Here is a 25,909-nt window from a genome sequence, read left to right as displayed (position 1 = left end):
CGCAACGCTCGCCGGCTTCGTCAGCGCCAAAGCCGACGCAGTTGTGTGAATCCCGTAGCCCAGAGGGGGAGCATCGTCTCTTCGTCAGGTCTCGACGAAGGCCTTTTCCAGCACGAAGTCGCCGGGCGAGGCCAGCGAGCCTTCTTCGTAGCCGCGCTCGACCAGCAGGGTCTTGAGGTCGGCCAGCACCGAGGGGCCGCCGCAGAGCATCAACCGGTCGACCGCCGGGTCGAGCGGCGGCACGCCGAGGTCCTCGAAGATCTTGCCCGAGGTGATCAGGTCGGTGATCCGGCCTTGGGTCTTGAACGGCTCGCGGGTCACGGTCGGGTAGTAGCGCAGCTTGCCGCCGATCAGCTCGCCCAGGATCTCGTCCTTGGCCAGTTCGTCTTCAAGCAGTTCGCGATAGTTCAGATCGGCGACATTGCGCACGGTGTGGGTGACGATCACCTCGTCGAAGCGCTCATAGACGTCCGGATCGCGGGCCAGCGACAGCCAGGGCGCCAGGCCGGTGCCGGTGCCCAGCATGTAGAGCCGCTTGCCGGGCTTCAGGCCGTCCAGCACCAGGGTCCCGGTCGGCTTCTTGCCGATCAGCACCTGGTCGCCGACCTTGATCTTCTGCAGGCGCGAGGTCAGCGGACCGTCGGCCACCTTGATCGAGTAGAACTCGAGCTCGTCGTGCCAGGCCGGCGAGGCGATCGAATAGGCCCGCACCAGCGGCTTGCCGTCGACTTCCAGCCCGACCATCACGAACTGGCCCGACGAGAACCGCAGGCCCGGATCGCGCGTCGTGCGGAACGAGAACAGGCTGTCGGTCCAATGCTGAACCCAGGTCACGGTCTCGATCATGAAGGCGCCGCGCGCCTTGGAAACGGCCGGAGCCACGGTGGTTACGTCGGTCATGATACGTCTTTAATTGATGGAGCGGTCAGATGTCGCCGCCAACATTGGCGACGGCGCCTGGCGCCCGCGCGACATGGATGCCGCATTCGGTCTTGTCCTGACCAGCCCAGCGTCCGGCGCGGACGTCCTGCCCCTCCTCCACCGGCTTGGTGCAGGGCCAGCAGCCGATGGACGGGAAGCCTTGGGCCACGAGCGGGTGCGCAGGCAGGTCATGCTCGGACATATAGGCGTCCAGCTCGGCCTTGCCCCAGTTGGCCAGCGGATTGAACTTCACCTGGGTGTCGGCCGGCTCCACCACCGGCAGCGACAGCCGGTCGCCGCCGTGGAAGCGCTTGCGGCCGGTGATCCAGGCGTCGAACTCGGCCAGGGCGTGGTCCAGCGGCAGCACCTTGCGGACATTGCAGCAGGCGTCGGTGTCGGTCTGCCACAGCTTGGCGTCCGGGTCGGCCACGGCCAGGTCGTTGTAGAGCGGGCGCAGGTCGCGCACCTGGGTCAGGCCAAGCTGGGCCGCCAGGTTCTTTCGATAGTCGAGCGTCTGGCCAAACAGCATGCCGGTGTCGAGGAACAGCACCGGGGTGTCCGGCTTGATCTTCGAAATCATGTGCAGCAGCACCGCCGACTCCGCCCCGAAGGACGACACCATGGCCAGCTTGTCGCCAAAGGCTTCGACGGCCGACTCCAGCACGGTCACCGGATGGGCGTGACGAAGCTCCGCATCCAGCCGGGCCGCCAACGACGGACGCTCGATCTGATCGAAAGCCATACTTGCTACTCCCGTTCAGCGAAGGCCGGGGTCCGACGATCCGCGGCGCGCTGATAGACGTGGCGTTGACGATGGGTGGCGCGCGCCCAATCCTCGGGCGTCGAACCATCGGCCGGCGAGAAGGCGTCGATGCCGACCCGCGCCATGAAGCCGGCCTGCTCGCGCAGGACTTCGCCCACGGCGCGGATTTCACGCTCGAACCCGTAACGTTCGCGCAGCAGGCGCGCGGCGGTATAGCTGCGGCCGTCGCGGTATTTGGGGAAGACCACCGCCACCAGGGCGATCCGCGGCAGGTCGTAGACCAGGGCCTCGACCTCCTCGGCCGGCTCCAGACGCACGCCGACCTTGCGGCCCTCGGAGAGCAGCTGGTCGCCCTCGGTCTGGAAACGGGTCAGCGAGATGATCACGTCGCCGGGCGGCAAGCCCGCGTCGTCGCCGATCGTGGTGAACGGGTCTTCGACCAGCCGATACTCGCCGTCCTGGAGCTTAATTCGCGTCGGCATAAACGGCCTCCTTGAACGGGGTGACGCCGGTGCGGCGGAAGGTGTCGAGGAAACGCTCCCCGTCCTGGCGCTCACGCAGATAGACGTCGACCATGGTGTCGATGGCGCCGGCCACGCGGCCCGCCGGCAGGGCCGGGCCGAGCATCGAACCGACCGCGGCGTCCTCGGCGCCCGAGCCGCCCAGGGTGAGCTGGTAGAACTCCTCGCCCTTCTTATCGACGCCCAGGATGCCGATGTGGCCGACATGGTGGTGGCCGCAGGCGTTGATGCAGCCGCTGATCTTGATCTTCAGCTCGCCGATCAGTTCGGCGCGGTCCTGGTCGGCGAAGGTGCGCGCGATGTCCTGGGCGATCGGGATCGCCCGCGCATTGGCCAGGGCGCAATAGTCCAGCCCCGGGCAGGCGATGATGTCGGAGATCAGGTTGACGTTCGGCGTCGCCAGACCCACGGCCTTGAGACCCGCGTGCACGGCGGCCAGATCGTCCAGCTTCACGTGCGGCAGCACCAGGTTCTGCTCGTGCGTCACCCGGATGTCGCCGTGGCCGTAGCGTTCGGCCAGGTCGGCCACCACGTCCATCTGGTCGGACGTCGCGTCGCCGGGGGTCTCCCCGATGGCCTTCAGCGAGATCTCGACGATCGTATAGCCGGGGCGCTTGTGCTCACGCAGGTTGTTGCGGGCGAACCGCGCCAGGGCCGGATCAGCCGCCTTGGCCGCTTCGAAAGCCTCGGAGCGGTTGACCAGGGTGTCGAAGTCCATCGGCACGAAGGCGCCGCGGATGCGGGCGATCTCGGTGTCCGGCAGGTCGCCGGCCGGGCCGATCTTCTCCCACTCTTCCTTGACCTGACGGGCGAATTCCTCGGCCCCGAGCGCGGCGACCAGGATCTTGATCCGGGCCTTGTAGATGTTGTCGCGGCGACCGTGGCGGTTGTAGACGCGCAGAACCGCTTCCAGGTACGAGAACAGCCGGTTGGCGGGCAGGAACTCATTGATGGTCGGGCCGACATAGGGCGTGCGCCCCAGACCGCCGCCGACGATCACCTCGAAGCCAAAGGCTCCATCGCGGCCACGACGCATCATCAGGCCGATGTCATGCACCTTGGCCGCCGTGCGGTCCTTGGCCGAGCCGGTGATGGCGACCTTGAACTTGCGCGGCAGGAACGAGAATTCCGGGTGCAGGCTCGACCACTGGCGGATCGCCTCGGACCAGACGCGCGGATCGTCGATCTCCTCGGCCGTCGCCCCGGCGAAGGGGTCGGCCGTGGTGTTGCGGATGCAGTTGCCGCTGGTCTGGATGGCGTGCATGTCCACCGCCGCCAGGGCGTCGAGGATGTCGGGCGCGTCGGCCAGCTTGATCCAGTGGAACTGCAGGTTGGTGCGGGTGGTGAAGTGGCCGTAGCCCTTGTCGTACTTGCGGCCGATCTGCGCCAAGGCCCGCATCTGCGTCGGGTTCAGCGCCCCATAGGGCACCGCGATCCGCAGCATGTAGGCGTGGAGCTGCAGGTAGAGCCCGTTCATCAACCGGATCATCTTGAACTGATCTTCGGTGATTTCGCCGGCCAGGCGACGGCCCACCTGTTCGCGGAACTCGGCGGCCCGGTCGGCCAGGAATTCCTTATCGAGGGTGTCGTAGCGGTACATGCCCTCTCCCTACTTGCGCTTGATCAGGTTGACGCGGCCGCTGGAGCGGGCCGCGCCGGAGGCGTGCTGCAAGGCTTCGATGGCGGCGCCGCCCTCGGCTTGCTTGCCGTGATGCAGATGGTTGGTCGGGCCAAGCGCCCGCAGACGCTCGCGATAGCTGAGCGGCGCCCACAGGCTCTCGCTCTCGATCAGGTCGATGAGGTAGGGCTCGACGATCACCGTCTGCTGGGTCTTGGCCGAGGCTTCCGCCGCCTCGCCCGCTTCGGCGTCTTCGAACAGCTCCGCATCGGCGAAACGCTCGACCCAGGCGCCGGCCTTCCAGAAGACGACTTCGCCGTCCGTCAGGCGGTTGGCGGTCAAGGCTCTCATAACTTCACTCCCCGCTCGCGGCCCCGAGCTTCGACTTGTGAGACAATTTCCATTCCCCCGGCCTGGGCCAGCGCCATCGCCTCGCCGACGATCAGCAGGGCGGGCCCGGCGATCTCGGCGGCGGCCAGGGGCAGCCCCGCAAGGGTGGTGACGATGCGGCGCTCATCGGCGCGGCTGGCGTTCTCGACGATCAGCGCCGGGGTCGATCCGACCCGTCCGGCGCCGATCAGCCGCCCGGAAATCCCGGCGGCGGTCGAGACGCCCATATAGATCACGACGGTCTGGTTGGCCTTGGCCAGGCTCTCCCAGTCCAGGTCCGGCTCGCTGCCCGAAGCGGCGTGACCGGTGACGAAGGTCACCGCCTGGGCGCTGCCGCGATGGGTCAACGGCGCGCCGGCGTTAGCGCTGGCGGCTAGGGCGGCGGTGACGCCCGGAACCACATGGCATTCGACGCCGGCCTCGCGGCAGGCTTCCAGCTCTTCACCGCCACGGCCGAAGATGAAGGGGTCGCCGCCCTTCAGGCGCACGACATTCAAGCCTTCTTGGGCGAAGGCGACCAGCATGCGGTTGATTTCGTCTTGGGCGTAGGAATGGCGCGACTTGCGCTTGGCCACCGAAATCAGCCGCGCGCCGCTCGGCGCAAGGGCGAGGATTTCGTCAGAGACCAGGCCGTCATGGACGACGACCTCGGCGGCCTGCAACGCCTTCAAGGCCTTGATGGTCAGCAGTTCGGGATCGCCGGGGCCAGCGCCCACCAGCCACACAGCCCCCACCGAACGCCTCGGACGTCCGCCCAGGAGGACGAGACGCTTGCTCTCCCCATTTTTGGGCTTGCCGTGGGACATGGGTTTTAGCTTCTCTATACGCTGAACTTGAAAACCAGAGCGGGACGGGCTCGCACCCGCCCCGCCGATTTATCCGCCGACGAAAAGGGCCGATACCTCGGCGGACGGTTGCAAATTGGTCGCGGAAGGCCCAATTCGCAACCCAAGTACTTCTGCCGGGGGTGTCAGGAAAACTCGATGGAGCGAAACGCGGACCGCCGCCGTTTGCCGCCACTCAACGCTCTACGGGCGTTCGAGGCCGCTGCGCGTCACCTGAATTTCTCACGCGCCGCGGACGAACTCTCCGTCACGCCCGGCGCTGTCAGCCAGCAGATCCAGAACCTGGAAGACTATGTGGGCGCCGCGCTCTTCAAGCGCACGCCCAAGGGCCTGCTGCTCACCGACGCGGCCCAGACCGCCCTGCCCGCCCTGCGTGAGGCCTTCGACCGGCTGGCCGAGGCCGCCTCGATGCTGACCGCCGCGGTCGACGGCCGCCGCCTGACCCTGACCGCCGCCCCCTCGTTCGCCGCCAAGTGGCTGGTGCCGAGGCTCGGGCGCTTCGAAGAGCTCCATCCGCAGGTCGACGTCTGGCTGTCGGCCGGCCTGGAGCTGGTCGACCTGACCGCCGGCGAGGTCGACATCGCGATTCGCTACGGGGCCGGCCGCTATCCGGGGCTGGAGGTCCGCCGCCTGATCGGCGAGACGGTGATTCCGGTGCTCAGCCCGGGCCTGGCCGAGACCAATCCGCTGAACGAGCCCGCCGACCTCGCCAACCACATCCTACTGCACGACGGCTCGCCCGAGCCGGACGACAGCTGCCCCGACTGGACGATGTGGCTGGCGGCCCGCGGCCTGCGCGGCGTCGACGGCGCGCGCGGCCCCCGCTTCAACCAGTCGAGCATGGTGATCGAGGCCGCGGTCAACGGCCGCGGCGTAGCGCTGGCCAAGCGCACCCTGGCCCAGGCCGACCTGGACGCCGGCCGGCTGATCACCCCGCTGCCGATCGCGACGGCCGTCGATTTCGCCTACTACGTCGTCCATCCGAAGGCGAAGGGCCGGCTGCCGCAGGTGAAGGCCTTCATCAACTGGATCGCCGCCGAGGCCGAAGCGCACGAAATGGCGCTGAGAGCGCTGGACAACGGCGCCGGGATTTAGTCCTAGAGCCCTATGAACATCACCACTGATGATCGGCCGCTTCCGGCCGACTGCGAGACCATGCTCGACGTCCGCAAAGGCGTCGACGCTCTGGACCGCGCCCTCGTGCTCATGCTGGCCGAGCGCCAGCGCTACATGGACGCCGCCGCCCGCATCAAGACCGACCGCCACACCGTGCTGGACACCGCCCGGATCGAGGATGTGGTCGCCAAGGTGAAGGTGGCCGCGCTTGGCGCCGGACTTTCCGAAGAGATCGCCGAGCCGGTCTGGCGCACCCTGATCGACCGTTGCATCGCCTATGAATTCGGCGTCTGGGATCAGATCCGCGGCGTCCGCAAGGACTGAAGCGCGCGTTCGTGCACGTAGGCCGCGACGTCGCCCAGGGCGGCGTCCAGAGCGTCCCGCACGGCGTTCAATCCACCCGGCCCTTCCGCCTCGGCGAGCGCGCAGGCCTCCCCGAGCTGGAAGGCGCCAATGCCGCGCGCCGCGCCCTTGATGGTGTGGACCGCGTCACGCCAGCCATCGACCGCGGGATCGAGCAGCGCCGACCAGATCGCCGCCTGCTCGCGAAAGAGGCTCAGCACCTCGTCGATCACCTCGCCGTCGCCGGCGGTGAAATCCTCCAGGTACTTGAAGTCCACCGCGCCGGTGAGATCTCGCCTGGCCATGTTCATCTCCCGCTTTGGACACTCAACGTCAGGTTTCGAACATAATCGGCGCCAGAGCAATCACGCCACGAGGACCTTCGAGCTTTATGTCCACGGCGGAAGATGTATCGTGCTCCCACTCCCCCTCACCTGTCGCCATGCGACAATCGAGGGCGAAGCATGCGCGTTTACGGGTTCTCTCTAGTCAATCACCTGGGCGAACCGTTCGAGCGTTGCGAACTGATTTGCCGTGACGACGCCCACGCCCTCGAATGCGCCGAATCGCTGAGCGCCAAATGCGCCCAGGTCGAGGTGCGATTGGCCGGTGAATGCATCGGCTCAATCCACGCCGGGCCATGGCAAGCCGAGCGCTGGCTCAGGCGCATTCTCGAATAGATCCCATTCCCGCAATTGTCGTGTCGGCAATGCTTGCAAAGCTTGGAAAGGGCGGCTAGTAGAACGCCTCCCGCGACGGGGGCCGCAAACGATCCTGCAAACGGTCGTTTTCATCCCCGCTTCGGTCCACCCGCAAAGCCTTATGGCGCAACGGGTTTGGGTGCATAGCTCAGTTGGTAGAGCAGCTGACTCTTAATCAGCGGGTCGTAGGTTCGAATCCTACTGCACCCACCAAAATTTGGTGGAAAAACAATCGGTTGCGGACACCCCAACCACCCCACCTCCCTGGAATCATAAATTAGAACGGCGTTTAGAACGGTCGAATCCGTCGGCTGGTGCCACCAACCCTGCGCACGGGGAGTTGGCTTCGGATAGCGATGCAGGTTCACGGCGCCCCGCGAGCGACTCATCCCAAGGACGGCAGAGAGATCGTGTTTGCCGCCCTCCCCGTTGACACCGAGGGGTCTCGCCGGCTGATCCAGCCGCCAGATGGACCGGCGCCGACAAAGGTCCGGTCTATTTCGCCTACGCCACCAACTATCTGATCGACCTCGATCACGCGGTGATCGTTGACGTCGAAGCCACCACGGCGGTGCGCCAGGTCGAGGTCGGCGCGGTGAGGACGATGATCGAGCGGGTGCGCGCGCGCCATGATCTGCGACCGGCCCAGCTCGCGGCCGACACCGCCTACGGCTCGGCCGAGATGCTGGACTGGCTGGTCAACAAGCGGCAGATCGCGCCGCAGATCCCGGTCATCGACAAGTCCGGCCGCGACGACGGGACCTTCGCCCGCCGCGACTTCATCCACGACCCGGCCGCCGACACATATCGCTGCCCGACCGGCAAGACCCTGAAGCGCAACAGGCGTGCCTTCCGCACACCCAGGCCCAACGCGCCGCCGGACGACACTTGTTCTGCATGTCGCGATGCGCCGGGAGGCCGCTAACGCGCCCTGCTCTCCACGAAGGCGCGAAGGTCGCCGATCTCCAGGCGCACCCGGGAGCTCTTGATCAACGCGATGGGGTCCGGGAACATCTTGGCTTCGGGCTGCTCGCTCGCGCCATTGTAGACACGCCAAAGCTGGTAGCGCGCGCCCTCGCGCAAGGCCTTCTCGAACTCCCGGCGGGGCCAGTCGAACCGTCCGTCCGTTCCGGTCGTGGTCTTGACCTCGATCCAGATGGGCTGGCCGTCCTCCCCGATCGAACGGATATCGTGGTCGGCGCCTGGATCGGTCTGTGAGGTCCACACCACGTCGTCATCGGATCGCGTCCGTCCCATCGCGCGGACGCGCTCGACCTCCATCCGGTAAACGAGTTCCTCTCCACGGCGCCCGACGTCGGCGTCTCGCACCATTTCAGCCGGCGTCCGCGGCTGCCAGACCGAGGTTCGTCCCGCCGCTCCGCTGCCTGAAGCGCCACTCGCCGCCGCGGGCGCGACGCCTTGCGGCGCGGATACCGTCAGCGTCACCTGATCGATGGGCGGCAGGGGCGACGCCGGGGCCGGCGGGGCCGCCGGGGCCGCCGGCCTGGCGGGGGCCGGCGGGGGGCTGGCCCCGGGCGCCTTCCCCCGCGCGCCTTCGACCAGCCCCCGAACGAGATCCTCGCCAAGATCGTGGAGGTCGTCTTCGAAATCGGACCGGCCATCACCGAGCTTGCCGGGCAGGCGAATGCCCTGGCGTTTGAGATAAGCCGCACGTTCCGCCGGCGTGTTGGCCTGGAGCAGCGGCAGGATGGCGGACACGAGGTTGCGGATGTCCGGGAGCCGCTTGGCCCCCGCAAGCTGTGCCAATTCGCCAGCCAGGATGTGGAGGAAGTCGTATCGGTGAGACGGCGGGCGCAGCACGAGGGCTTCGCCGTCCACCGCAGCCTCGGCCGCCACGCTGGCGCGTCTTACGAAACTATAGGTGCGCTGCACCGACTGCACGAAGCGGATCTGTCTGATCGCCTTGATGCGCCGGCGCACGTCCATGCCCCGCGGGGGATGGAACGCTGGCGCCTGCTTCTGGTGGGCAAAGGCCAACTCATGGACCGCGGCCGCGAGTTCCTCGCCGCGCAGCAAGTCCATTTCCTTGTCGGCCCGAAACCAGCTTGGCGCATGGGCCGCGGGACCCAAGCTCACCCTACCCTCGCCGCAGACATGGCTGAGGGCGTGCAGGCGCAGCAGGCGATAGAGGCTTCGCGCTGTCTCGGTGCTCGCCGCGAACGCCACCGCGCGGCGGCTGCCTTGAGAGCCTCGGCCAACTCCGGGAAGTCATTTTCCAGGAAGCGATCTTCCCGCAGTTCGGTGAGACTATGGACCGTCCCGCGGTCGCTCAGCAGCCACTTGGCGGTGTCGGAAAGGCCCTCGGGCGGTCCAGAGATGCGCCGATACGCCTCGAGCAGAAGGCCGCGCTCCGTCGCAGTGAGGGTCGCCGTCGCCGAGCGTTTCGCGCGGGCGTCGATCCACTCGAAAAACGCCGTCCAGTGCTGATCGCGCGCGATCGGGGCGGCGCCGAGCGCGAGATAGGCGTCGGCGAGGACGCCGCCTCGATAGACGGGAACAGCCCCCCAGAGGCACTTCGGCGCTCGCGCGGAGGCCAGGCACTGGAACGGCGTCACATAGGCGTCGTCTACATAGAGGATCCGCCGGTGCAACTGCCAACCGACCGACTGGCGCTCGGCGCGTAGGGCCTCGACCAGGGCCGGGTAGAACTGGTTCGAGTGCGGCGGAGGCTCGCCGCGTTCGCGCCTGACGTCCAAAATGGCGAGCAGAGCGGCGGACGCCGGCGTCTCACGGCAGGTCAGCAATCAATCGCGCCGATAGCGGCGCCTTCGGATCGCCCAGCGGTTCGTCAACCTCTTCCTCGTCGCCCGCAGGGCTGTCCATTGCGGCCTCTATGTCGCCATGGCGCTCGCCCGCGTCTTCAGCTTCAACGTCGTCCGCTTCAGGTTCGGAAACGGGTTCGTCCTCAGGCCGCACGAACCCTCTGTCGATGCGGACATCGCCGTCATGACCGAGCACCACGATCACCCCAGCGCGAGCAACGGCCTCGGGCTCGTAGGCGAAGTCACGGCCATGATCGGCCACGGCTCGGTCGATCTCGAGCAATTGCGCCTCGACCTCGGGGGGCAGCTCGTCGAGGTCAGCCCACTTTTCGATCAAGGCCTCGCGCTCGGCGACCAAGGCGCCCAGCTTGGTCTGATCGTCCTGCGAGCGCTCTACCCGTTCTTCCCAAATGCGCGCGCAGCCATGTCCGTGCGGATAGGTCAGGTGGGCGCTGGCCCATTTCCATCCTTCGGTGTCGCGAACCTCGGCGGCGATGGCGGCGAGCTTCTCGGCCACCAGCCGGTCGAGCAGAACCACGTCCTCCAGCCAGCCGCCGCCATCCTCGGAGAACAGGTCGCGAAGGATGGCGCCGCCCGCTTCAAGATAGGCGTCCAGACCGACGAACACCGCGCGGCGGTCGTCGGCCGCAACCTTGGCCTCCGTCATCGCGCGGCGGATCGCATAGGGCTGGCGGTTGTGGGCCAGTTGCTCGAACACTTGCATCTGGCGCTCGTGATCCTCTGTCACGCCAAACGCCATCAGCTGATCGAGCGTCAGAGTCTCCTGCCGATAGAGGTCGAGCAAGGCCGGAGCAACCGAGCCCAGGCGCAGGCGTTGGCGCACCACCTGCGCCGACACCCCGAACCTCGCTCCGATCTCCTCGGCGCCCCAGCCCTTGCGTTCTGCCAAGTCCTTAAAGGCCTCGAACTGATCGGCGGGGTGCATGTCCCGGCGCGACACATTTTCGTCGAGGGAGATCTCCAGCGGATCGTTGGTGGTGTCGACCACGCAGCGGACCGGCTCGACCTTGGTCAGCAGCTTGCGCTTGGCCAGCAGCTTGAGCGCCTGACGCCGCCCCTCGCCGATGGTCACAAGGAAGTAGCCGCTCGCCTCCCCGCCCTCGCACACCTCTGGTTCGACGACGAGGGGCTGCAGAAGCCCCTTCGCCCGGATGCTGGCGGCGCGGGCCTCGATATCCTGAGCGCTGTGTCCCACTCGCCGCGCGTTGCGCGGCGAAGCCTTCAGCTTGTTCAAGGGAATGTCCCGCACGGCGCCGAACTGGACCGGCGAAACGCCAGCAGGCGGGGCGGAAGCTTCGATAGACACGGTCATGACGATCTCCTTTTGGGTCAGGGTTGCAGACGCAAATCGCGTCTGCGGCCCTGCCCGTCGGCGAGACCAGGTGTGCAAGCGGAGGGGCGGCTTCGCGGGGACCCGGCTGCAGGGCTCTACGTTCGCGGTGCTGAAGGGTTTTCGCTAGCCCGAAGCTGGGCGGAAGCCGATCCGCAGCGCGCCGAGGGCGGAGCCCTAAGCCACGCCGCCGCGCCGGCGGCGGCTTAATAGGAATGAAGGCTGCAAGGAGCCCGCGCATCGCGCGCGGCGGGACGCGCCGTCGAGCAGCCGGCGGCGCCCCAAAGGCGCCCCTAGCGGCGCGCCCGTAGGAGCTGCGAAGCAGCGGGACCGAGCGCGACCGCCGGCCAGCTCTCAGTGTCGACTGGCTTTGACCAAAGATTTGGTGATCGTGATGCTGACGGCGTCTTCATCCATCTGCCGCAAACGTCGGAGCCCGCGCGAGCCCAGCAGGCCAGGACCATTGTCGAGGTGATCAAGATTGCGAAACCCAGACGTGTCGTGATCTCGACCAGCGGCACGATCATGGACCAGCCTGGGACGCCGCTGCAGACGCCCCACGACAGCGCGTTTACCGCGCAGCGTGAAGCAATAGCTGGCGGAGATGCACGCCTAAATCGGCCAGCGGCTCATTCTAGTTCGCACGCCCCGGTGCGGGGAGCGCGCCTCTGGGCGCGTCTTCCCGCCACCTCGTGATCCCCACGCCTCATCAAAGTCGCCTCGCTTTTCAGGCATTCTCGCCGGCGGCTCCTCTGTTGTGGCGATCGGCGGCCTCCCGCTAGGAGAGTCTCGAAAGCGTCTCCGCCGCCCGCTGCAGGACCGGAAGGGCGCTTTCGACGAGCGTCTTGACCGTCATGCGGCTGGCCTCGGCCGACAGGTTGAGAGCGGCGACGACCGCTCCGGTTCGATCGTGGATCGGAACCGCGAGGGAAATGAGCCCCACCTCGAGCTCCTGATCACACAGGCACCAGCCCTGCCGGCGCGTCTGGCGCAGGATGTCGCGCAAGCCTTCGTGCGACGTGACAGTGTGCGGCGTCAGGCGCTCGAAGGTCCGGCCCCGGAATAGGGCTTCGGCGTCGGACGCTGGTAGATAGGCGAGCATCACCCGGCCTGTCGACGTATGGAAGGCCGGCAGGCGACTTCCGACCCGCAGGTTGAGGGTCATCATGCGGCTAGCGGTGACCCGCGCCACATACACGACCTCATCACCTTCCAGGACGCTGAGCGAGCAGGACTCGCCCAGCTTATGCGTCACCTCGGTGAGGATCGCTTGCGCGCCGCTCCAAGGCCCGAGGCCAGCGAGGTAACTGTAACCTAAATCAAGGACGCGCGGCGTGAGCTGGAACCGCCCCCCTTCTAGGCACGCATATCCCTCCTCCACCAAGGTCAGCAGCAGCCTTCGGGCCGCCGCGCGGGTGATCCCCACCGCGTCCGCCACTTCGCTCAGGGTCATGGCCGGCCGATCGCTGCGAAAGGCGCGGATGACCTCCAACCCCCTGGCGAAGGATTGCACGAAATCGCGGCGGCTATCTTCATTCAATGTGCGCATTGCGCACATTTGTACGAAATAATTGACCCGAAGGCCACCCCTTCCTACTCGCCCCTCGCCCGTCAGCTTTCGGAGANGACCGAGGAGGAGCGGATGGTCTGGGAGAGCGCCCGGTCCTACGCCCGCGAGAAGCTGCTGCCACGCGTGGTCTCGGCCTATGCCGACGAGCGGTTCGACCGCGAGATCATGAGCGAGATGGGGGCGCTGGGCTTCCTGGGCGCGACCCTGCCCGAGCAGTACGGCGGGGCCGGGGTCAGCCACGTGGCCTACGGCCTGATCGCCCGCGAGATCGAGGCGGTCGATAGCGGTTATCGCTCGGCGATGAGCGTGCAGTCCTCGCTGGTCATGTACCCGATCTACGCCTTCGGCTCCGAGGAGCAGAAGATGAAGTACCTGCCGGGCATGGCGCGCGGCGAGATCGTCGGCTGCTTTGGCCTGACCGAGGCCGACGGCGGCTCCGACCCGGCCTCGATGCGCACGGTCGCGAAAAAGGTCGACGGCGGCTACGTGCTGAACGGCGCGAAGATGTGGATCACCAACAGCCCGATCGCCGATGTCTGCCTGGTCTGGGCCAAGCTCGACGGAGTGATCCGCGGCTTCCTCGTCGATCGCGGCTCCGAAGGCCTGACCACCCCGAAGATCCTCAACAAGCTCTCGCTGCGCGCCTCGGTGACCGGCGAGATCGCGCTGAACGACGTGTTCGTGGCCGAAGACCAGATGCTGCCCGGCGTCACCGGCCTGCGCGGGCCGTTCTCCTGCCTGAACAAGGCCCGCTACGGCATTAGCTGGGGCGCGATGGGCGCGGCCGAGTTCTGCCTGCATGCCAGCCGCGACTACACCCTGACCCGCCAGGTGTTCGGCAAGCCGCTGGCCGCGCGCCAGCTGGTGCAGAAGAAGCTGGCCGACATGCAGACCGAGATCGCGCTGGGCTTCGAGGGCGCGCTGGCCCTGGGCCGCCTGCTCGACCAGGGCGCCTGGGTGCCGGAGGCGATCAGCCTGATGAAGCGCAACAACTGCGGCAAGGCCCTGGCCATCGCCCGCGAGGCCCGTGACATCCATGGCGGCAACGGCATCAGCGGCGACTATCACGTCATGCGCCACGCCGCGAACCTGGAGACCGTCAACACCTATGAAGGCGCCCACGACGTCCACGCCCTGATCCTCGGACGCGCCATCACCGGGTTGAACGCCTTCTAGGTCGCCGGGGCGACCCTGCTTTCAGCCAGCCGCAGGCTTCACCAACCTCCATCGCGGTAAGGCACGTAGAGCCATGCCGCGAGAATGGGCTCCTCGCCGCCGGGGACACAATATCCGAAGTATGGTGACGTTTGGTCGCCTAGTTCCGAGCATTGGGAAGAATGGCGACATCACCCCATTGCTCTGGATCGTGACCGTACACCAACACGGTGGCGGGATCAGCGCGCGACAGCACCGCGTCCAGAGACCGGTTCACCTCAGGTCGTCTCGGATCGGACTCGTACGGGAAATGGCGGCTCTCCGCGATCTGGCAATTGTTGCAAGCGTCGCCGAGCAGAATGTGGTCGCCAAGTTCGCTGCGCACACGCATCGACTGATGACCAGGCGTGTGACCGAAGGTCGGGATACAGGTCACTGACCCATCGCCGAAGAGGTCGTGCTCGCCCTCGATCTGCTTCACTTGGTGGCCGAGATCGAAGAAACGTCTTGGCAGATGGTGTTCGGCCGAGACCTCCCGGTCAAACCCAGCCTCCCACTCACGCCGCTGCACGACGATGGTCGCATTCGGGACTTGGTGAAGACCTCCCGCGTGGTCGAAGTGGAGGTGCGACAGCACGACCCACCTGACCCGGCCCGGATCGATGTCGAGCCGTTCCAGATGCCGCGTTAGCGTATCCTCCGGACTTACGGTGACATCGATGTCGTGGGCGCGAAGGCCCTGCGTGTAGGGATCGTCGGGATTGCCGATGTCGGCATGGAGGCCACAGTCGAAAAGCGCTACGCCCTGAGGATGTTCGATGACGTAGAACGGCAACGGGACCGTTGCTCGGTCACCGAACATACCAAGCGCCTTGGCGGGACTATGGTACTGGCCGCACACGCAGCCGAACAGGCGAATGGTCATGATCGTCTCCTCCAAGGGTTGGGGGAAGGCTGCGCAGCGAGTTCGCCCATCGCGGATCGACGGCAGGCTATCGGCCCAACACACACACCCTGCCACGTGATCGCCCCGCTCAAGGGGAGCGGCGACCACCGCCTCACCGACCAATATTATTCAAAAGATCAATTTCATACAACTGAACAATGTTCCTAGTTGGCGCGCCGCAAGCTGCGGCTGCTTTCCATCCTAGGGGGCAGGCATTCATCGCGCGGTTTCGAAGAGGCGCCATCGGTTTCCTCGGCCGCTGCGCGGTCAGCAGGACCGGACCGTAGAGCTTGGCTTCAGTCGTTCTGGGCTGACGGGAGGTGTCGCAGGTGCAACGCAAGTAGGCCTCAATCTGGCGTTCCTTCACGCTCTGGCTGCGCCCACAGCCAGGGCACGTTCGCGCCGCGTCGCGACTTCGTACATGTACGAAATTGAAGTTGACGGAGCGCGGTTATTGGGAATATCGTTTTCGTACGCGTACGGTATGTGCTGGCGGCCGCGCCAGAGGAGAACGAACAGATGGCTGGTGGTCCGCACGATGAACACGACGGGAAACGTGAACCCAGAGGCATATCCCTCTCGCGTCGGGGGGCTCTTGGGGCCGCAGTCGGCTTGAGCGCCCTTGGCGCACAGGACGCCGCGGCACGGACGACAAGCAGCGTCGATGTCGTCGTCGTGGGAGCTGGCTTCGCCGGCCTGACGACGGCTCGCCGGCTCCGCGCCAGCGGCCATGCCGTGGTGGTTCTCGAGGCTGATGAGCGCGTGGGCGGCCGCACCAAACAAGGGCGCATCGCCGGCGAAGTGGTGGATCTAGGTGGTCAGTGGGTCGGCCCTACCCAGACCCGGCTCCTCGCGCTGGCGAAGGAACTAGGGGTCGCCACCTACCCGCAATACGACGCCGGGAGGAACATGATCGACATCGCCGGCTATCGCGCCGTCTACAAGGGCGAGACCCCGCAACTGACCGCCGAAGCCATGCCCGAGTTTGCGGAGGTCATCGGCAAGATCGAGGCGATGGCGGCGAAGATACCCGCGGCGCAGCCCTGGCAGGCGGCGGATGCTGAACAGCTGGACGCCCATACTGTCGAGAGCTGGCTGGGCCTGAACACGAAACACCCCGCAGTCAGGACGATGATCCGGCTCATGACCCGCGCGGTGTTTTCCGCAGAAGCGGGTCAGGTCTCCCTCCTCTACTTCCTAGCCTACGCCGCCGCCGCCGGCAGCTTCAACGCCCTAATCTCCACGCGAGGCGGCGCGCAGGACGCCTTGTTCGAAGGCGGCGTCTGGCAGCTCGCTCAGAAGATGGCCGCCGAGCTAGGTTCGGCCGTCGTGTTGGAAGCGCCGGTCCAGTCCATCGCGCAGGACGGCACAGGCGTGACTGTCACGACGCCCAAGGGCGAATGGCGCGCCCGCTACATCGTGGTTACTGCGCCGCCGGCGATCGCCAGCCGGATCCAGTACGCCCCGCCGCTCCCCGCGCAGCGCGACGGACTTACACAGCGGATGCCGCTGGGCTGCGTGATCAAGGTGCACATCGCCTACTCGCGCCCATTCTGGCGTGACCAGGGGCTCTCCGGACTGGTGCTGTCCGATCGCACGGAGTTCGGGCCATGGTTCGATCATTCGCCGACGTCCGGCAAGACGGGCTCGCTGGTGGGCTTCTTCGACGGGGCGCCGGCGCAGCGGTGGGCTGATCGCACCGTCGAGGCGCGGCGCGCGCAGGTGCTGAAGGATATCGCCCTCTATCTCGGCGATGCAGCGCTGACGCCCGTCGAGTACCTCGAAGAAGTCTGGACCCGGTCACCGCTCAACCGCGGCGGCTATGTGTCCGTCCCGGGCCCTGGCGTGCTCACGGCGTTCGGCCCAGCCCTGCGCGAGCCGTTCGGCCGTATCCGCTGGGCCGGGACCGAAACCGCTGAGGCGTGGGTGGGCTACATCGACGGCGCCATCCGCTCCGGCGAGCGCGCAGCTCTGGATCTCGCGGGTCAGCTATGACACGCGGCGATCTCACAGCGTCCGGTAACCTTCGGAGAGCCCCTGCAGCCAGCGCCGTCAGTATCGCCGTGTCGGCGCAGAGCCCCGACACGGTCATCCTTCACGGTGGTCTAAGGGCATGACAGCACATTGGGTGGCCAGCCCTCTCGTCGCCGTCGGCCGCAACGGCGGACGCGTGGACTTGTGCTTGAATCGTCCGGCGCAGTTCAACGCTCTGTCTGAGGAATTGCTGGCTGCGCTGAAAGATGAGCTTTCGATCATCGCCTCGGATCCTTCGGTGCGGTGTGTGGTGCTGTCGGGAGCCGGGACGGCCTTCTGCACCGGTCACGACCTGGGCAAAATGCGCGGGTCTCGAGGCCTAGACCATTATCGGCAGCTCTTCGCGCACTGCGCTGATGTGATGGAGGCGATCATCGCCCTCCCCGTGCCGGTGATCGCGCGCGTTCACGGCGTCGCCGCCGCCGCCGGTTGCCAGCTCGTGGCCAGCTGCGATCTTGCCGTTGCAGCTGACACGGCCCGCCTTGCCGTCTCCGGGGTTAACGTCGGACTGTTCTGCTCGCCCCCCACGGCCGCGCTCTCACGCAATGTGCCGACCAAGCGCGCCTTTGAAATGTTGCTCGCGGCCCGTTTCATCGACGCCGCCACGGCGGAGGCCTGGGGCCTGATCAATAAAGCCACCCCCGCCGCAGATCTCGATGCAACGGTCGACGAGTTCGTCGCGGCGATCGAGGCCAAGAGCCCAGCGGCCATACGCTGGGGAAAGGCGCTGCTCCATGCCCAGCCTCAGCGAACGAACGCCGCCGCGCATGCCATGGCCTGCGATCTCATGGCGAGAAACATGATGGAAGAGGACGCCGGCGAAGGCGTCGACGCGTTCTTCGAGAAGCGCCCCGCCGTCTCGAAAAGCTGAGAGCCGCGCGCGGTTCTCGGTCAATCAAGTGACTATGCCTTCAACCCTTCGGAGCGAGTGTCATGAAGATCAGGCAAATTAGAAACGCTACGCTCGTCATCGAGTATGGCGGCGTAAAATTCCTCGTGGATCCCTGGCTCGCGCCCAAGGACTCGATGCCGGCGTTTCCAGGGGGCGCAAACCCGCATCTGCGCCAACCCACCACGCCGCTGCCGGCGTCGATCGAGGAGATCGTGGATGTGGAGGCGGTCATTCTCACGCACGTTCACTCCGACCACTGGGATCACACGGCCGCCGAGCACATACCGGCGGACATGCCGATCTTTGTGCAGCACGGAGCGGACAAGACTCTGGTCAGCCAGGCTGGATCGATAGATCTCGATAACGGGCCGCACATGCGCTTTGTCGAAGGAAAGTCCTTCAACGACGTGCGCGTACTGACTGGAAACCCCCAGTTCAAGGGCGTGAAGCTCAAGAAGGTGCCGGGCCAGCATGGCTCAGACGAGGCTCTTGAGCTCGCGTATGACGGCTTGCAGGAAGTCTGCGGCCTGGTTTTCAGCCACCCTGCCGAGAAGACCCTCTACCTGGCCGGGGATACCGTCTGGAACGAGTACGTCGAGGCCAATATCCGACAATACAAGCCAGACGTCATCATCGTGAACGCGGGTGACGCCCAGGCGCCTGGCCTCGGTAGCATCATCATGAACAACGAGGACGTCTGCCTGGTGTGCGCTGCGGCGCCGTCAGCGACGATCATCGCAAGTCACCTGGAAGCGGCCCACCACGCTCTCAACACGCGAGCCGAGCTTCGCCGGCACCTGACAGAAGCTGGTCTGCTTGATCGCGTGCTCATCCCTGCCGATGGCGAAACCTGCACAGTCTGACGACTGTCGAGAAGGAAACCAAAACGATGTCGATCGAAGACAACAAGAAGCTCGCTCAGGAATTCTACGCCGCCCTGGATCGCGGTGAGTTCGACAGGATGGATGAATTTTGCCACAAGGATTTTGTCTTCTACTCGCAGGTGGACACCCCAAAGCCTGGCGTGTCGGGCCTGATCGATTCCGAGCGCCCGAGCTTCGAGGCTTTCGAGAGCTATAGCTTCGCGCTCAAGCAAGTGGTGGCCGAGGGCGACAAAGTCGCCGCCTATCTGCTGTTCGAGGGCAAGAACCATATTCGGCAGCTCGGGGTGATGGCGCCGCACAACAAGGACCTGCGCATGTCGGTGTTCTGCCTCCTTACGTTCAAGGACGGGAAGATCATCGAGAAGCGGGCGCATATAGACGGCGCAGACGCCCTCGCCCAACTGGCGGCGGGCTGACCGGTCAAGTCAGGAGCCGCGATGCTCCAGCCCACCTGCCGTTGCGTGGACGGACGTCGCGATACATCCAAGACTCCGCCCGGGCGCCGTTGAAGGGTTTTAACGACCGGCGAGGCTTTCGCGGCTTCGCCGGGCCCCGCTATGCTTGACCTTATGACATTGAATCCTGCGACCGTTGGGGGTGTAGAATTGTTGAGTTCAGCTCCGCGTAAGCGAGTGCGTCGCAACGCTAGCGAAGCGGCCGAGTTGCGTAGCCAGCTTATCGAAGCTGCTCGGCAGCTCTTCATCGCTGACGGCTATGCCGGGGTCTCTATCCGCAGGATCACCCAGCGGGCGGGCTGCCCGCCGATGACATTCTATCTCTATTTCCCATCCAAGCACGCGCTGCTGCGGCACATCTGGCAGGACATCTTCGCCGACCTCTTGTCGAAATGTGACGCCGCAGCAGCTGCGCAGACCGACGCTGTCGAAAAGGTCGAAGCCTACGTCGTCACCATGACGTGCTACTGGCGCGATCACCCCGACAGCTACCGCGTCGTGCATCTGAACCAAGATGTCCTGGAGCCGGGCGAGGACACCTACTTCGTAGAGACTGGCGATCTCCTCCTCCGCTTCCAGGCGCTCGAGCGTCTCATCGAGGAGGGCAAAGACGCCGGCCGCTTCCGCCACGATGTGGACAGCGAGCTGGTCATGCAGGCGCTTTCGGCGAACGCGCTGGGCGTCGCCCATGCCTTGGTCACGGTGCCGGAATACCCCTGGCGGCGTGACGAGCTTCTCAGCACCGGGACACGGCTCATCCTGGCCGCGATCACGGTCGACTAGTCCTCGGCGCGATGCGCCGTTGGGCGTGGGACGCGGAGTTTCAAGACAACAGTTTCGAAATCGGAGATGAACCATGGCTGGCCGATCCCTGCACCCCGACACCCTGGCCTTGCACGCCGGATGGCGCGCCGATCCGACGACTGGATCGGTGGCCGTGCCGATTCATCAGACGACGTCCTATCAGTTCCGGGACACCGATCACGCCTCGGCGCTGTTCGCCTTGCAGGAGATGGGCAACATCTACACTCGGATCATGAATCCGACGACGGATGTACTGGAACAACGCATTGCGGCGCTAGAGGGCGGCGTCGCGGCGTTGGCGGTCGCGTCGGGTCAGGCTGCGTCGGCTCTGGCGCTTCAGACCTTGGCGAAGACCGGCGACAACATCGTCAGCTCCACCGCGCTCTATGGTGGGACCTGGAACCTGTTCGCCAACACTCTGCGCGACCAAGGCATCGAGGTGCGTTTTGTCGATCCCGACGATCCGGAGAACTTTCGGCGGGCCACAGATGCAAACACGCGCGCCTACTATGCCGAAACCCTCCCCAACCCGAAGCTTGAAGTTTTTCCCATCGCTGAGGTCGCAACCATCGGACGATCCTTGGGGATCCCGTTGATCATGGACAACACCGCAGCGCCACTGCTCTGCCGCCCCCTGGAACATGGCGCGGCCGTGGTGGTCTACTCGGCGACCAAGTACCTCGGCGGTCATGGCACCTCGATCGGCGGCTTGATCGTTGATGGCGGCGCCTTCGACTGGGAGGCGTCCGGCGAGCGGCAACCTGCCCTCAATAGCCCCGATCCTTCCTATCACGGCGCGACCTGGACACAGGCGGTGAAGCCGATCGGGCCGGTGGCCTACATCATGCGCACGCGAACGGTGCTGCTGCGCGACCTTGGCGCCGCCATCTCGCCGTTCAACGCCTTCCAGATCCTGCAGGGTATTGAGACCCTCCACTTGCGGATGCCGCGACACTGCGAGAACGCAACTCGGGTCGCCGCCCGGCTCGCCGGCCGCGCGGATGTCACCCGCGTCATCCATCCAAGCCAACAGGCCGGCGAAGCGCGGGCCCGCGCTGATCGCTATCTCAAGGGAGGCTTCGGCGGTCTCGTGGGCTTCGAGCTTGCCGGCGGCGTGGATGGCGGGCGGAAGTTCATTGATGGCCTGCAGCTGCTCTACCATGTCGCCAACATCGGCGATGCTCGCAGCTTGGCGATCCATCCGGCGTCCACGACACACTCGCAACTCGACGCGGACGCGCAACTCGCGACCGGAGTGTCGCCAGGCTATGTGCGCCTGTCGATCGGCCTCGAGTACGGCGACGACATTTTGGCCGACATCGAGCAGGCGCTGACGGCCGCGGGCTAGTGATCAACGCCCCCGCAACGATGGCAGGCGACCACAAACTGCAACTGGATGATGTCTGACGGGGCCGCAAAGGGCGGCTCCGCCCTCGGTGGCGCACATTTTGGTCAACTGTATGATTTTAGTCAGTTGACTTAATTTCGTTGCGATACTTAGCTGAGTGACGTCGCGTAGCGAGGCGCAAGCATGACACATTCCTCAGACGACACGCTGGCGAACACGCCCAGCGGGCGAGCCAATGCCCTCCTCAAGGTCATGACCGACCGGGGGTTCATTCCCGAAGGCTTCATCGAAGCGTTCACTCACAAAATGGAAGTGGAGTGGGATCCAGCGAACGGCGCCCGGGTCGTCGCGCGCGCCTGGGTCGACCCGGAGTTTCGCGAACTCCTGCTGCGCGATGGGACCGCAGCCTGCGAGCAGTTCGGCTACACTGGGATGCAGGGCGAGTACATCGTCGCCCTGGAGAACACGCCGACGCTGCAAAATGTCATTGTCTGCAGCCTGTGCTCCTGCACGGCCTGGCCGGTGCTGGGCCTTCCGCCCGAGTGGTACAAGAGCTTCGAGTTCCGGGCTCGCCTCGTCCGCGAGGGCGGGACCGTTCTGCGGGAACTGGGAGAGGACCTGCCTGACGACATCGTCGTGAAGGTTTGGGATACGACGGCGGAAAGCCGCTACATGGTGCTTCCGGTTCGCCCCGAGGGCGCGGACCACATGTCAGAGGAAGAGCTCGCCGCCCTTGTGACCAAGGACGTCCTGATCGGGATCGCACGGCCGCGGGTGTCTGATCTGGCGCACGCTTCGCAGGAGGGCTGACGATGGACGGAATTCACGATCTCGGTGGCGTCCAGGGCTTCGGCAAGGTGCCTCACACGATCAACGGCGAGAGCTACAAGCCGGTGTTCCACGAAGACTGGGAACATCTAGGCTACAGCCTCACCGTCGTCGCCGGCGGGCTTCTCGGCGCCTACGCCACAGACGAACTGCGCCACGCGATCGAGCGCATGAGCGCGCGGCAATATTTCTCGGCGCCCTACTTCGACCGGATCATCGTCGGCACGGCCACGCTCCTCGTCGAAAAAGGCCTGATCACCCAAGAGGAATTGGACGAAGCGCTCGGTTCGCACTTCCAGTTGGCGGTTCCTTCGAACAACAACGGCAGACCGGCGCCTGCAAAGGCCAACACCGCTCCATTCGAGATCGGCGAGCAGGTGCATGTCCGCGACGAGCATGTCGAAGGCCACATTCGCGTTCCGGGTTACTGCCGGGGCAAAAGTGGCACGGTGCTCCACCGCACGACGGTGTCGTGGCCTTTCCCCGATACGATCGGACATGGCGACCAGAGCGCGGAACACCAGCCGACATATCACGTCGAATTCAGCGCCAAGGAGCTGTGGGGCGAAGAGGCGCGGGAAGGCTCAGTGGTGATCGATCTGTTCGAAGGATATCTGACCAGGATCGCTGCGGCAGACGATCAGTCGCAAACGCAGACAGCCCCCGCCCAGGCCTGAACCCATGCCGGTTGAAAGCCAAGGACGCCTGCCCGTTACGGTGTTGTCCGGCTTTCTCGGCGCCGGGAAGACAACCTTGCTCAATCGCGTGCTCCAAAACCGCGACGGCTTACGCGTGGCGGTCATCGTCAACGACATGAGCGAGATCAACATCGATCACGACGATGTCCAGCGTGACGCCGCGCTCAAGCGGGGCCACGACGAACTGGTGGAGATGAGCAACGGCTGTATCTGCTGCACGCTGCGCGCCGACTTGCTCGAGAAAGTCAGCGATCTCGCTCGGCGGGGCAGCTTCGACTATCTCTTGATCGAATCCACCGGCATTTCCGAGCCCCTCCCCGTCGCAGAGACCTTCGCCTTTCTCGACAGCAATGGGTTTTGTCTAAGCGAGCTAGCGAAGCTCGACACGATGGTGACGGTGGTCGACGGCGGCAATTTCGAAGCCATGCTTGCTTCCACGCCTGAATCTGTCTCGCCATCAGCTAGCCCTGAGGCGCACCGCCCGCTTTCGGAACTGCTTCTCGACCAGGTCGAGTTCGCCAACGTCATTCTCGTCAGCCGCCTCGACCTCATCGGCATCGAAGGGTTCGAGCGTCTCAAGACGGTTCTGCATGCGCTGAACCCGGACGCTGAGATCCTGCCGATGACGCGCGGCGAAATCGACCCTGCGAAGATCCTCAACACGGGGCGCTTTGATCTCGCCAAGCTCGCCCAGTCGCCGGGCTGGATGAGACATCTGGAAGCCTCGGCCGACGATCGCTCGGAGGCGGACGAATATGGCATCGGCGCCGGGTCCTATAGGGAAAGAATTCCGTTCCACCCGCAGCGCCTCGCCGAGCTCCTCCAGGGACCTTGGAGCAACGGCCAACTGTTGCGGTGCAAGGGCAGCTTCTGGGTCGCCAGCAACTTTCTGGAGATCGGCCGGCTCGCGCAGAGCGGAGGGCCGGTGCGCTGGGACTTCATCGGGCGATGGTGGCGGTTCCTGCCCCCCGAAGAATGGCCGCAGGACGCCTATCGGCGCAGCGCGATCATGGAGAAATGGGTCGAGCCCGCGGGGGACAGCCGGCAAGAGATCGTCTTTATCGGCAGAAACATCGATTTCGACCTGCTGAAGCACGACCTGGATAGTTGCCTTCTGACTCCGCAGGAGATTTTGGCTGGGCCGGACCTGTGGCTCACCCTGGACCCGGAGCAGACGTTCAAGTCGATGTCGACGCCTATCGCATCCGATCGCCAACCGGCGGCATGCCGGACCGCGACGGGTCTTGCGATGGGACAGGCGTCATGACGGCGGTCAGCCTGGAGCGGCGGCGCACCTATCACGTGGGCAATGTCCGCGGACAACTTCTGACCGCTACCAGGAATATCCTACAAGAGAACGGCCGCGCGGGTCTGTCGCTGCGGGCGATCGCCGACCGGGCCGGGGTCGCGCCGGGCACCGTCTACTATCACTATGCCGACAAGGCCGCGCTGCTGGCGGGGTTGGCGGTGGACGGCTTTCGCCAGCTGGCCGAGGCGATGCGGGTCGCCTACGAGACGGATGGCGACCAGGGCGGGCTGCGCTCGACGGGGGCCGCCTATCTGAACTTCCTGCGCCAGAAGCCCGAACTGTACGAGCTGATGTACGAAGCCCTCGACGTTGGACGGCGCGAGGACGTCGCCGCCGCCGAGGCCGAGGCGTTCGCGGTCTCGCGCGCGGCGATCATGGCCGACTTGGCTGACCGGCACCCGCCGGAGCTGGCCAGCAGCATCGCCGAGGCGATCTGGGTCTGGGGTCGCGGAATTGCGGCGGTGGCGCTGTCGCGCACCCTGCCCGGGCACGGTCCCGAGGACGGCGCCATGGAATCCGCGGTCCGCGGGCTGGAGGCGCTGATCGCCGCGCAGACTAGAGCCTGATCCTCGCTGAGTGAATCGCGAGGGATTCCCGATCGAGGGATCATGATTCAAGATGCTGGCTGGGGGGCCAGCATGGATGAGCCGACCCTATTCGGATGATCTGCAGGCTCGCGCCGTCGCGGAGGTGGAGGCCGGCGACATCGCAGTCCTCGACTGGCTTGGCTCCCACAGGAGCCCCAGGATCCAGCAGGTCATCGAGGCCTACGGAGCCAGCCTCAGCTACCTACCCAAATGCTCACGCACAAAGCATGTCCGCCTCTACATCCTCAGAGTCGCTCGCTACGCGGGCGAAGCTTGTTGAGCTTGGAGTGCGGCCTTCATCATCGCGAATTCGACGACCTGTTCGGCCACCGCGGCGAGTTGCGTCGCGTCCTTCGGATTGCAGCAGGCGCCGGCCTCGTCGAACAGAGGCGTCGCCGAATTCAACGCCGCCCCGAACGGGGTCGGCCACCCTCTCAGAGCGTGGACGATGGCGCGCATCGCCACCAAGCTCGTGCCGCCCGCCTGGGAGCCCGCCGCCGTGACGATGACCCCCACCGCCTTGCCCGCAAGGAACGGGTGCGCGCTTTCCCGCAGTAGATCGAGCGTGTCGAGGGCGTTCTTCATCACTCCCGAGATGGACCCATGGTACCCGGGGGAGGCGAGAATAATCCCATCAGCCTTCGCGACCGCTTCGACGAGCTCGACTTGCTCTGGGGTCGGTCCGCCCGGACGCGGATCAAACATCGGCAGGGTCGCCAGGAACGCGCCGCCGAGCAGCCTCGTCTCCGCGCCGGCCGCAGCCGCCACGTCGAGAGCCGCGACCAGAGCGCGTTCCGTGGAGGAGCCGGCTCGAACGGTCCCACCGAGGCCGAGAATGGTCGGACGATGCGACTGGGTGATGGGAGAGAGTTCCACGGGAGGCGCCTCCTGAGCGGCTGGGAAGGCCACATATTGATCAGTTGTATGATTTTGGTCAATTGACGAATATTGGTCGCGTCAGGTAGTTTTCAGCATCACGCCAGCACGTGCCGGCGGACGCTTGTGGGGGACGGCGAGACTCGCCGCGCCCCATTCGTCGGGCCGCCCC

27 protein-coding genes, 1 tRNA gene and 1 pseudogene are annotated in these 25,909 nt (G+C 65.8%); 16 read left to right on the top strand and 13 right to left on the bottom strand.

Features of this window, described 5'->3' with window-relative positions; translation table 11 throughout:
• Positions 1-84 precede the first annotated feature (84 nt).
• From ASE02_RS07570 to cobA, 6 genes are read right to left on the bottom strand one after another with little or no spacing between them, the layout of a single operon-like run.
• Positions 85-900 carry a ferredoxin--NADP reductase gene (locus ASE02_RS07570; RefSeq protein ID WP_082601920.1) on the bottom strand — a complete coding sequence of 272 codons (816 nt, stop codon included), beginning with the start codon at positions 898-900 and terminating at the stop codon, positions 85-87.
• Between the two features lie 25 nt (positions 901-925).
• Positions 926-1,663 carry a phosphoadenylyl-sulfate reductase gene (locus tag ASE02_RS07565; protein ID WP_056732729.1) on the bottom strand — a complete coding sequence of 246 codons (738 nt, stop codon included), beginning with the start codon at positions 1,661-1,663 and terminating at the stop codon, positions 926-928.
• 5 nt (positions 1,664-1,668) lie between these two features.
• Positions 1,669-2,166, bottom strand: coding sequence for a DUF934 domain-containing protein (locus tag ASE02_RS07560; protein ID WP_056732726.1), 498 nt, complete (start codon positions 2,164-2,166; stop codon positions 1,669-1,671).
• Positions 2,150-3,805, bottom strand: a complete 1,656-nt coding sequence (locus ASE02_RS07555; protein WP_056732724.1) for a nitrite/sulfite reductase — start codon at positions 3,803-3,805, stop codon at positions 2,150-2,152. Before ASE02_RS07555 ends, ASE02_RS07560 begins: the two co-directional genes overlap by 17 nt.
• 9 nt (positions 3,806-3,814) lie before the next feature.
• The gene (locus ASE02_RS07550) at positions 3,815-4,174 is read right to left on the bottom strand and encodes a DUF2849 domain-containing protein (RefSeq protein ID WP_056732723.1); all 360 of its coding nucleotides are present in this window, start codon (positions 4,172-4,174) and stop codon (positions 3,815-3,817) included.
• Positions 4,171-5,019, bottom strand: a complete 849-nt coding sequence (gene cobA / locus ASE02_RS07545; RefSeq protein WP_082601919.1) for a uroporphyrinogen-III C-methyltransferase — start codon at positions 5,017-5,019, stop codon at positions 4,171-4,173. The genes ASE02_RS07550 and cobA overlap by 4 nt, the downstream gene beginning before the upstream one ends.
• Positions 5,020-5,196: 177 nt before the next feature.
• On the opposite strand from cobA, the gene gcvA reads away from it, so the two are divergent.
• Positions 5,197-6,153: a transcriptional regulator GcvA gene (gene gcvA, locus ASE02_RS07540; RefSeq protein ID WP_056732721.1), complete on the top strand. Its 957-nt coding sequence runs from the start codon at positions 5,197-5,199 to the stop codon at positions 6,151-6,153.
• Between the two features lie 12 nt (positions 6,154-6,165).
• A complete protein-coding gene (locus tag ASE02_RS07535; RefSeq protein WP_056732719.1) occupies positions 6,166-6,498 on the top strand; it encodes a chorismate mutase in 333 nt (110 codons plus the stop codon).
• Here ASE02_RS07535 and ASE02_RS07530 read toward each other — a convergent pair.
• The gene (locus ASE02_RS07530; RefSeq protein ID WP_056732717.1) at positions 6,471-6,821 is read right to left on the bottom strand and encodes an Hpt domain-containing protein; all 351 of its coding nucleotides are present in this window, start codon (positions 6,819-6,821) and stop codon (positions 6,471-6,473) included. The genes ASE02_RS07535 and ASE02_RS07530 overlap by 28 nt on opposite strands.
• Before the next feature lie 159 nt (positions 6,822-6,980).
• Between ASE02_RS07530 and ASE02_RS07525 the strand changes: the two genes are divergently transcribed.
• The 3 genes and pseudogenes from ASE02_RS07525 to ASE02_RS07515 form a co-directional block, all read left to right on the top strand.
• Complete coding sequence (locus tag ASE02_RS07525) at positions 6,981-7,196, top strand: hypothetical protein (protein ID WP_056732715.1); 216 nt, start codon at positions 6,981-6,983, stop codon at positions 7,194-7,196.
• 158 nt (positions 7,197-7,354) lie between these two features.
• Positions 7,355-7,430, top strand: a tRNA-Lys gene (locus ASE02_RS07520).
• A 229-nt stretch (positions 7,431-7,659) separates the two neighbouring features.
• Positions 7,660-8,130: pseudogene (locus ASE02_RS07515) on the top strand (IS5/IS1182 family transposase); the annotation flags it as partial.
• An 8-nt stretch (positions 8,131-8,138) separates the two neighbouring features.
• On the opposite strand, the gene ASE02_RS07510 reads toward ASE02_RS07515, so the two are convergent.
• The 4 genes from ASE02_RS07510 to ASE02_RS07495 form a co-directional block, all read right to left on the bottom strand.
• Complete coding sequence (locus tag ASE02_RS07510) at positions 8,139-9,254, bottom strand: DUF3883 domain-containing protein (RefSeq protein ID WP_156405950.1); 1,116 nt, start codon at positions 9,252-9,254, stop codon at positions 8,139-8,141.
• A gap of 56 nt (positions 9,255-9,310) precedes the next feature.
• Complete coding sequence (locus ASE02_RS07505; RefSeq protein WP_056732709.1) at positions 9,311-9,982, bottom strand: hypothetical protein; 672 nt, start codon at positions 9,980-9,982, stop codon at positions 9,311-9,313.
• A complete protein-coding gene (locus tag ASE02_RS07500) occupies positions 9,966-11,333 on the bottom strand; it encodes a ParB/RepB/Spo0J family partition protein (protein ID WP_056732708.1) in 1,368 nt (455 codons plus the stop codon). The genes ASE02_RS07505 and ASE02_RS07500 overlap by 17 nt, the downstream gene beginning before the upstream one ends.
• A gap of 796 nt (positions 11,334-12,129) precedes the next feature.
• The gene (locus ASE02_RS07495) at positions 12,130-12,900 is read right to left on the bottom strand and encodes an IclR family transcriptional regulator C-terminal domain-containing protein (protein ID WP_235536641.1); all 771 of its coding nucleotides are present in this window, start codon (positions 12,898-12,900) and stop codon (positions 12,130-12,132) included.
• Positions 12,901-12,977: 77 nt separating this feature from the next.
• On the opposite strand from ASE02_RS07495, the gene ASE02_RS07490 reads away from it, so the two are divergent.
• Positions 12,978-14,097 (top strand): acyl-CoA dehydrogenase (locus tag ASE02_RS07490; RefSeq protein ID WP_235536636.1); only part of this gene is annotated, 1,120 nt, incomplete at its 5' end.
• A gap of 139 nt (positions 14,098-14,236) precedes the next feature.
• Here ASE02_RS07490 and ASE02_RS07485 read toward each other — a convergent pair.
• Positions 14,237-15,001, bottom strand: a complete 765-nt coding sequence (locus ASE02_RS07485) for an N-acyl homoserine lactonase family protein (protein WP_156405948.1) — start codon at positions 14,999-15,001, stop codon at positions 14,237-14,239.
• Between the two features lie 633 nt (positions 15,002-15,634).
• Between ASE02_RS07485 and ASE02_RS07475 the strand changes: the two genes are divergently transcribed.
• From ASE02_RS07475 to ASE02_RS07430, 10 genes are all read left to right on the top strand, one after another.
• Positions 15,635-17,017 (top strand): flavin monoamine oxidase family protein, encoded by a 1,383-nt coding sequence (locus ASE02_RS07475; protein ID WP_162257148.1) that lies wholly within the window; start codon positions 15,635-15,637, stop codon positions 17,015-17,017.
• A 118-nt stretch (positions 17,018-17,135) separates the two neighbouring features.
• The gene (locus ASE02_RS07470; protein WP_056732698.1) at positions 17,136-17,927 is read left to right on the top strand and encodes an enoyl-CoA hydratase; all 792 of its coding nucleotides are present in this window, start codon (positions 17,136-17,138) and stop codon (positions 17,925-17,927) included.
• A 62-nt stretch (positions 17,928-17,989) separates the two neighbouring features.
• The gene (locus ASE02_RS07465; protein WP_056732695.1) at positions 17,990-18,811 is read left to right on the top strand and encodes an MBL fold metallo-hydrolase; all 822 of its coding nucleotides are present in this window, start codon (positions 17,990-17,992) and stop codon (positions 18,809-18,811) included.
• A gap of 26 nt (positions 18,812-18,837) precedes the next feature.
• Positions 18,838-19,248: an ester cyclase gene (locus ASE02_RS07460; RefSeq protein WP_056732694.1), complete on the top strand. Its 411-nt coding sequence runs from the start codon at positions 18,838-18,840 to the stop codon at positions 19,246-19,248.
• 216 nt (positions 19,249-19,464) lie between these two features.
• Positions 19,465-20,070 (top strand): TetR/AcrR family transcriptional regulator, encoded by a 606-nt coding sequence (locus ASE02_RS07455; RefSeq protein ID WP_162257147.1) that lies wholly within the window; start codon positions 19,465-19,467, stop codon positions 20,068-20,070.
• Between the two features lie 73 nt (positions 20,071-20,143).
• Positions 20,144-21,439 carry an O-acetylhomoserine aminocarboxypropyltransferase/cysteine synthase family protein gene (locus ASE02_RS07450; RefSeq protein WP_056732692.1) on the top strand — a complete coding sequence of 432 codons (1,296 nt, stop codon included), beginning with the start codon at positions 20,144-20,146 and terminating at the stop codon, positions 21,437-21,439.
• Between the two features lie 183 nt (positions 21,440-21,622).
• A complete protein-coding gene (gene nthA, locus ASE02_RS07445; protein ID WP_056732690.1) occupies positions 21,623-22,249 on the top strand; it encodes a nitrile hydratase subunit alpha in 627 nt (208 codons plus the stop codon).
• A 2-nt stretch (positions 22,250-22,251) separates the two neighbouring features.
• Positions 22,252-22,944: a nitrile hydratase subunit beta gene (gene nthB, locus ASE02_RS07440; protein WP_056732688.1), complete on the top strand. Its 693-nt coding sequence runs from the start codon at positions 22,252-22,254 to the stop codon at positions 22,942-22,944.
• 4 nt (positions 22,945-22,948) lie between these two features.
• Positions 22,949-24,232, top strand: a complete 1,284-nt coding sequence (locus tag ASE02_RS07435) for a GTP-binding protein (RefSeq protein ID WP_082601916.1) — start codon at positions 22,949-22,951, stop codon at positions 24,230-24,232.
• Positions 24,229-24,840: a TetR/AcrR family transcriptional regulator gene (locus tag ASE02_RS07430; RefSeq protein WP_056732686.1), complete on the top strand. Its 612-nt coding sequence runs from the start codon at positions 24,229-24,231 to the stop codon at positions 24,838-24,840. The genes ASE02_RS07435 and ASE02_RS07430 overlap by 4 nt, the downstream gene beginning before the upstream one ends.
• A gap of 279 nt (positions 24,841-25,119) precedes the next feature.
• On the opposite strand, the gene ASE02_RS07420 is transcribed toward ASE02_RS07430, so the two are convergent.
• Positions 25,120-25,737 carry an NADPH-dependent FMN reductase gene (locus ASE02_RS07420; protein WP_200957628.1) on the bottom strand — a complete coding sequence of 206 codons (618 nt, stop codon included), beginning with the start codon at positions 25,735-25,737 and terminating at the stop codon, positions 25,120-25,122.
• Positions 25,738-25,909: the final 172 nt, after the last annotated feature.

Origin of the sequence: Phenylobacterium sp. Root700, assembly GCF_001429025.1 — a bacterium.
In the GTDB taxonomy this organism is placed as follows: domain Bacteria; phylum Pseudomonadota; class Alphaproteobacteria; order Caulobacterales; family Caulobacteraceae; genus Phenylobacterium.
Note: the sequence above shows the minus strand (reverse complement) of the source record. Positions and strands in the feature narration are given on the sequence as shown.

Excerpts from the sequence above, each read along its gene's own strand:
- ASE02_RS07465 (WP_056732695.1), top strand. The coding sequence starts at position 17,990 with ATGAAGATCAGGCAAATTAGAAACGCTACGCTCGTCATCGAGTATGGC.
- ASE02_RS07530 (WP_056732717.1), bottom strand. The coding sequence starts at position 6,821 with ATGGCCAGGCGAGATCTCACCGGCGCGGTGGACTTCAAGTACCTGGAG.
- ASE02_RS07460 (WP_056732694.1), top strand. The coding sequence starts at position 18,838 with ATGTCGATCGAAGACAACAAGAAGCTCGCTCAGGAATTCTACGCCGCC.
- ASE02_RS07470 (WP_056732698.1), top strand. The coding sequence starts at position 17,136 with ATGACAGCACATTGGGTGGCCAGCCCTCTCGTCGCCGTCGGCCGCAAC.
- ASE02_RS07550 (WP_056732723.1), bottom strand. The coding sequence starts at position 4,174 with ATGAGAGCCTTGACCGCCAACCGCCTGACGGACGGCGAAGTCGTCTTC.
- cobA (WP_082601919.1), bottom strand. The coding sequence starts at position 5,019 with ATGTCCCACGGCAAGCCCAAAAATGGGGAGAGCAAGCGTCTCGTCCTC.
- ASE02_RS07430 (WP_056732686.1), top strand. The coding sequence starts at position 24,229 with ATGACGGCGGTCAGCCTGGAGCGGCGGCGCACCTATCACGTGGGCAAT.
- ASE02_RS07535 (WP_056732719.1), top strand. The coding sequence starts at position 6,166 with ATGAACATCACCACTGATGATCGGCCGCTTCCGGCCGACTGCGAGACC.
- ASE02_RS07560 (WP_056732726.1), bottom strand. The coding sequence starts at position 2,166 with ATGCCGACGCGAATTAAGCTCCAGGACGGCGAGTATCGGCTGGTCGAA.
- ASE02_RS07450 (WP_056732692.1), top strand. The coding sequence starts at position 20,144 with ATGGCTGGCCGATCCCTGCACCCCGACACCCTGGCCTTGCACGCCGGA.
- ASE02_RS07495 (WP_235536641.1), bottom strand. The coding sequence starts at position 12,900 with ATGCGCACATTGAATGAAGATAGCCGCCGCGATTTCGTGCAATCCTTC.
- ASE02_RS07500 (WP_056732708.1), bottom strand. The coding sequence starts at position 11,333 with ATGACCGTGTCTATCGAAGCTTCCGCCCCGCCTGCTGGCGTTTCGCCG.
- ASE02_RS07435 (WP_082601916.1), top strand. The coding sequence starts at position 22,949 with ATGCCGGTTGAAAGCCAAGGACGCCTGCCCGTTACGGTGTTGTCCGGC.
- gcvA (WP_056732721.1), top strand. The coding sequence starts at position 5,197 with ATGGAGCGAAACGCGGACCGCCGCCGTTTGCCGCCACTCAACGCTCTA.
- ASE02_RS07555 (WP_056732724.1), bottom strand. The coding sequence starts at position 3,805 with ATGTACCGCTACGACACCCTCGATAAGGAATTCCTGGCCGACCGGGCC.
- nthB (WP_056732688.1), top strand. The coding sequence starts at position 22,252 with ATGGACGGAATTCACGATCTCGGTGGCGTCCAGGGCTTCGGCAAGGTG.
- ASE02_RS07525 (WP_056732715.1), top strand. The coding sequence starts at position 6,981 with ATGCGCGTTTACGGGTTCTCTCTAGTCAATCACCTGGGCGAACCGTTC.
- ASE02_RS07565 (WP_056732729.1), bottom strand. The coding sequence starts at position 1,663 with ATGGCTTTCGATCAGATCGAGCGTCCGTCGTTGGCGGCCCGGCTGGAT.
- ASE02_RS07570 (WP_082601920.1), bottom strand. The coding sequence starts at position 900 with ATGACCGACGTAACCACCGTGGCTCCGGCCGTTTCCAAGGCGCGCGGC.
- nthA (WP_056732690.1), top strand. The coding sequence starts at position 21,623 with ATGACACATTCCTCAGACGACACGCTGGCGAACACGCCCAGCGGGCGA.
- ASE02_RS07485 (WP_156405948.1), bottom strand. The coding sequence starts at position 15,001 with ATGACCATTCGCCTGTTCGGCTGCGTGTGCGGCCAGTACCATAGTCCC.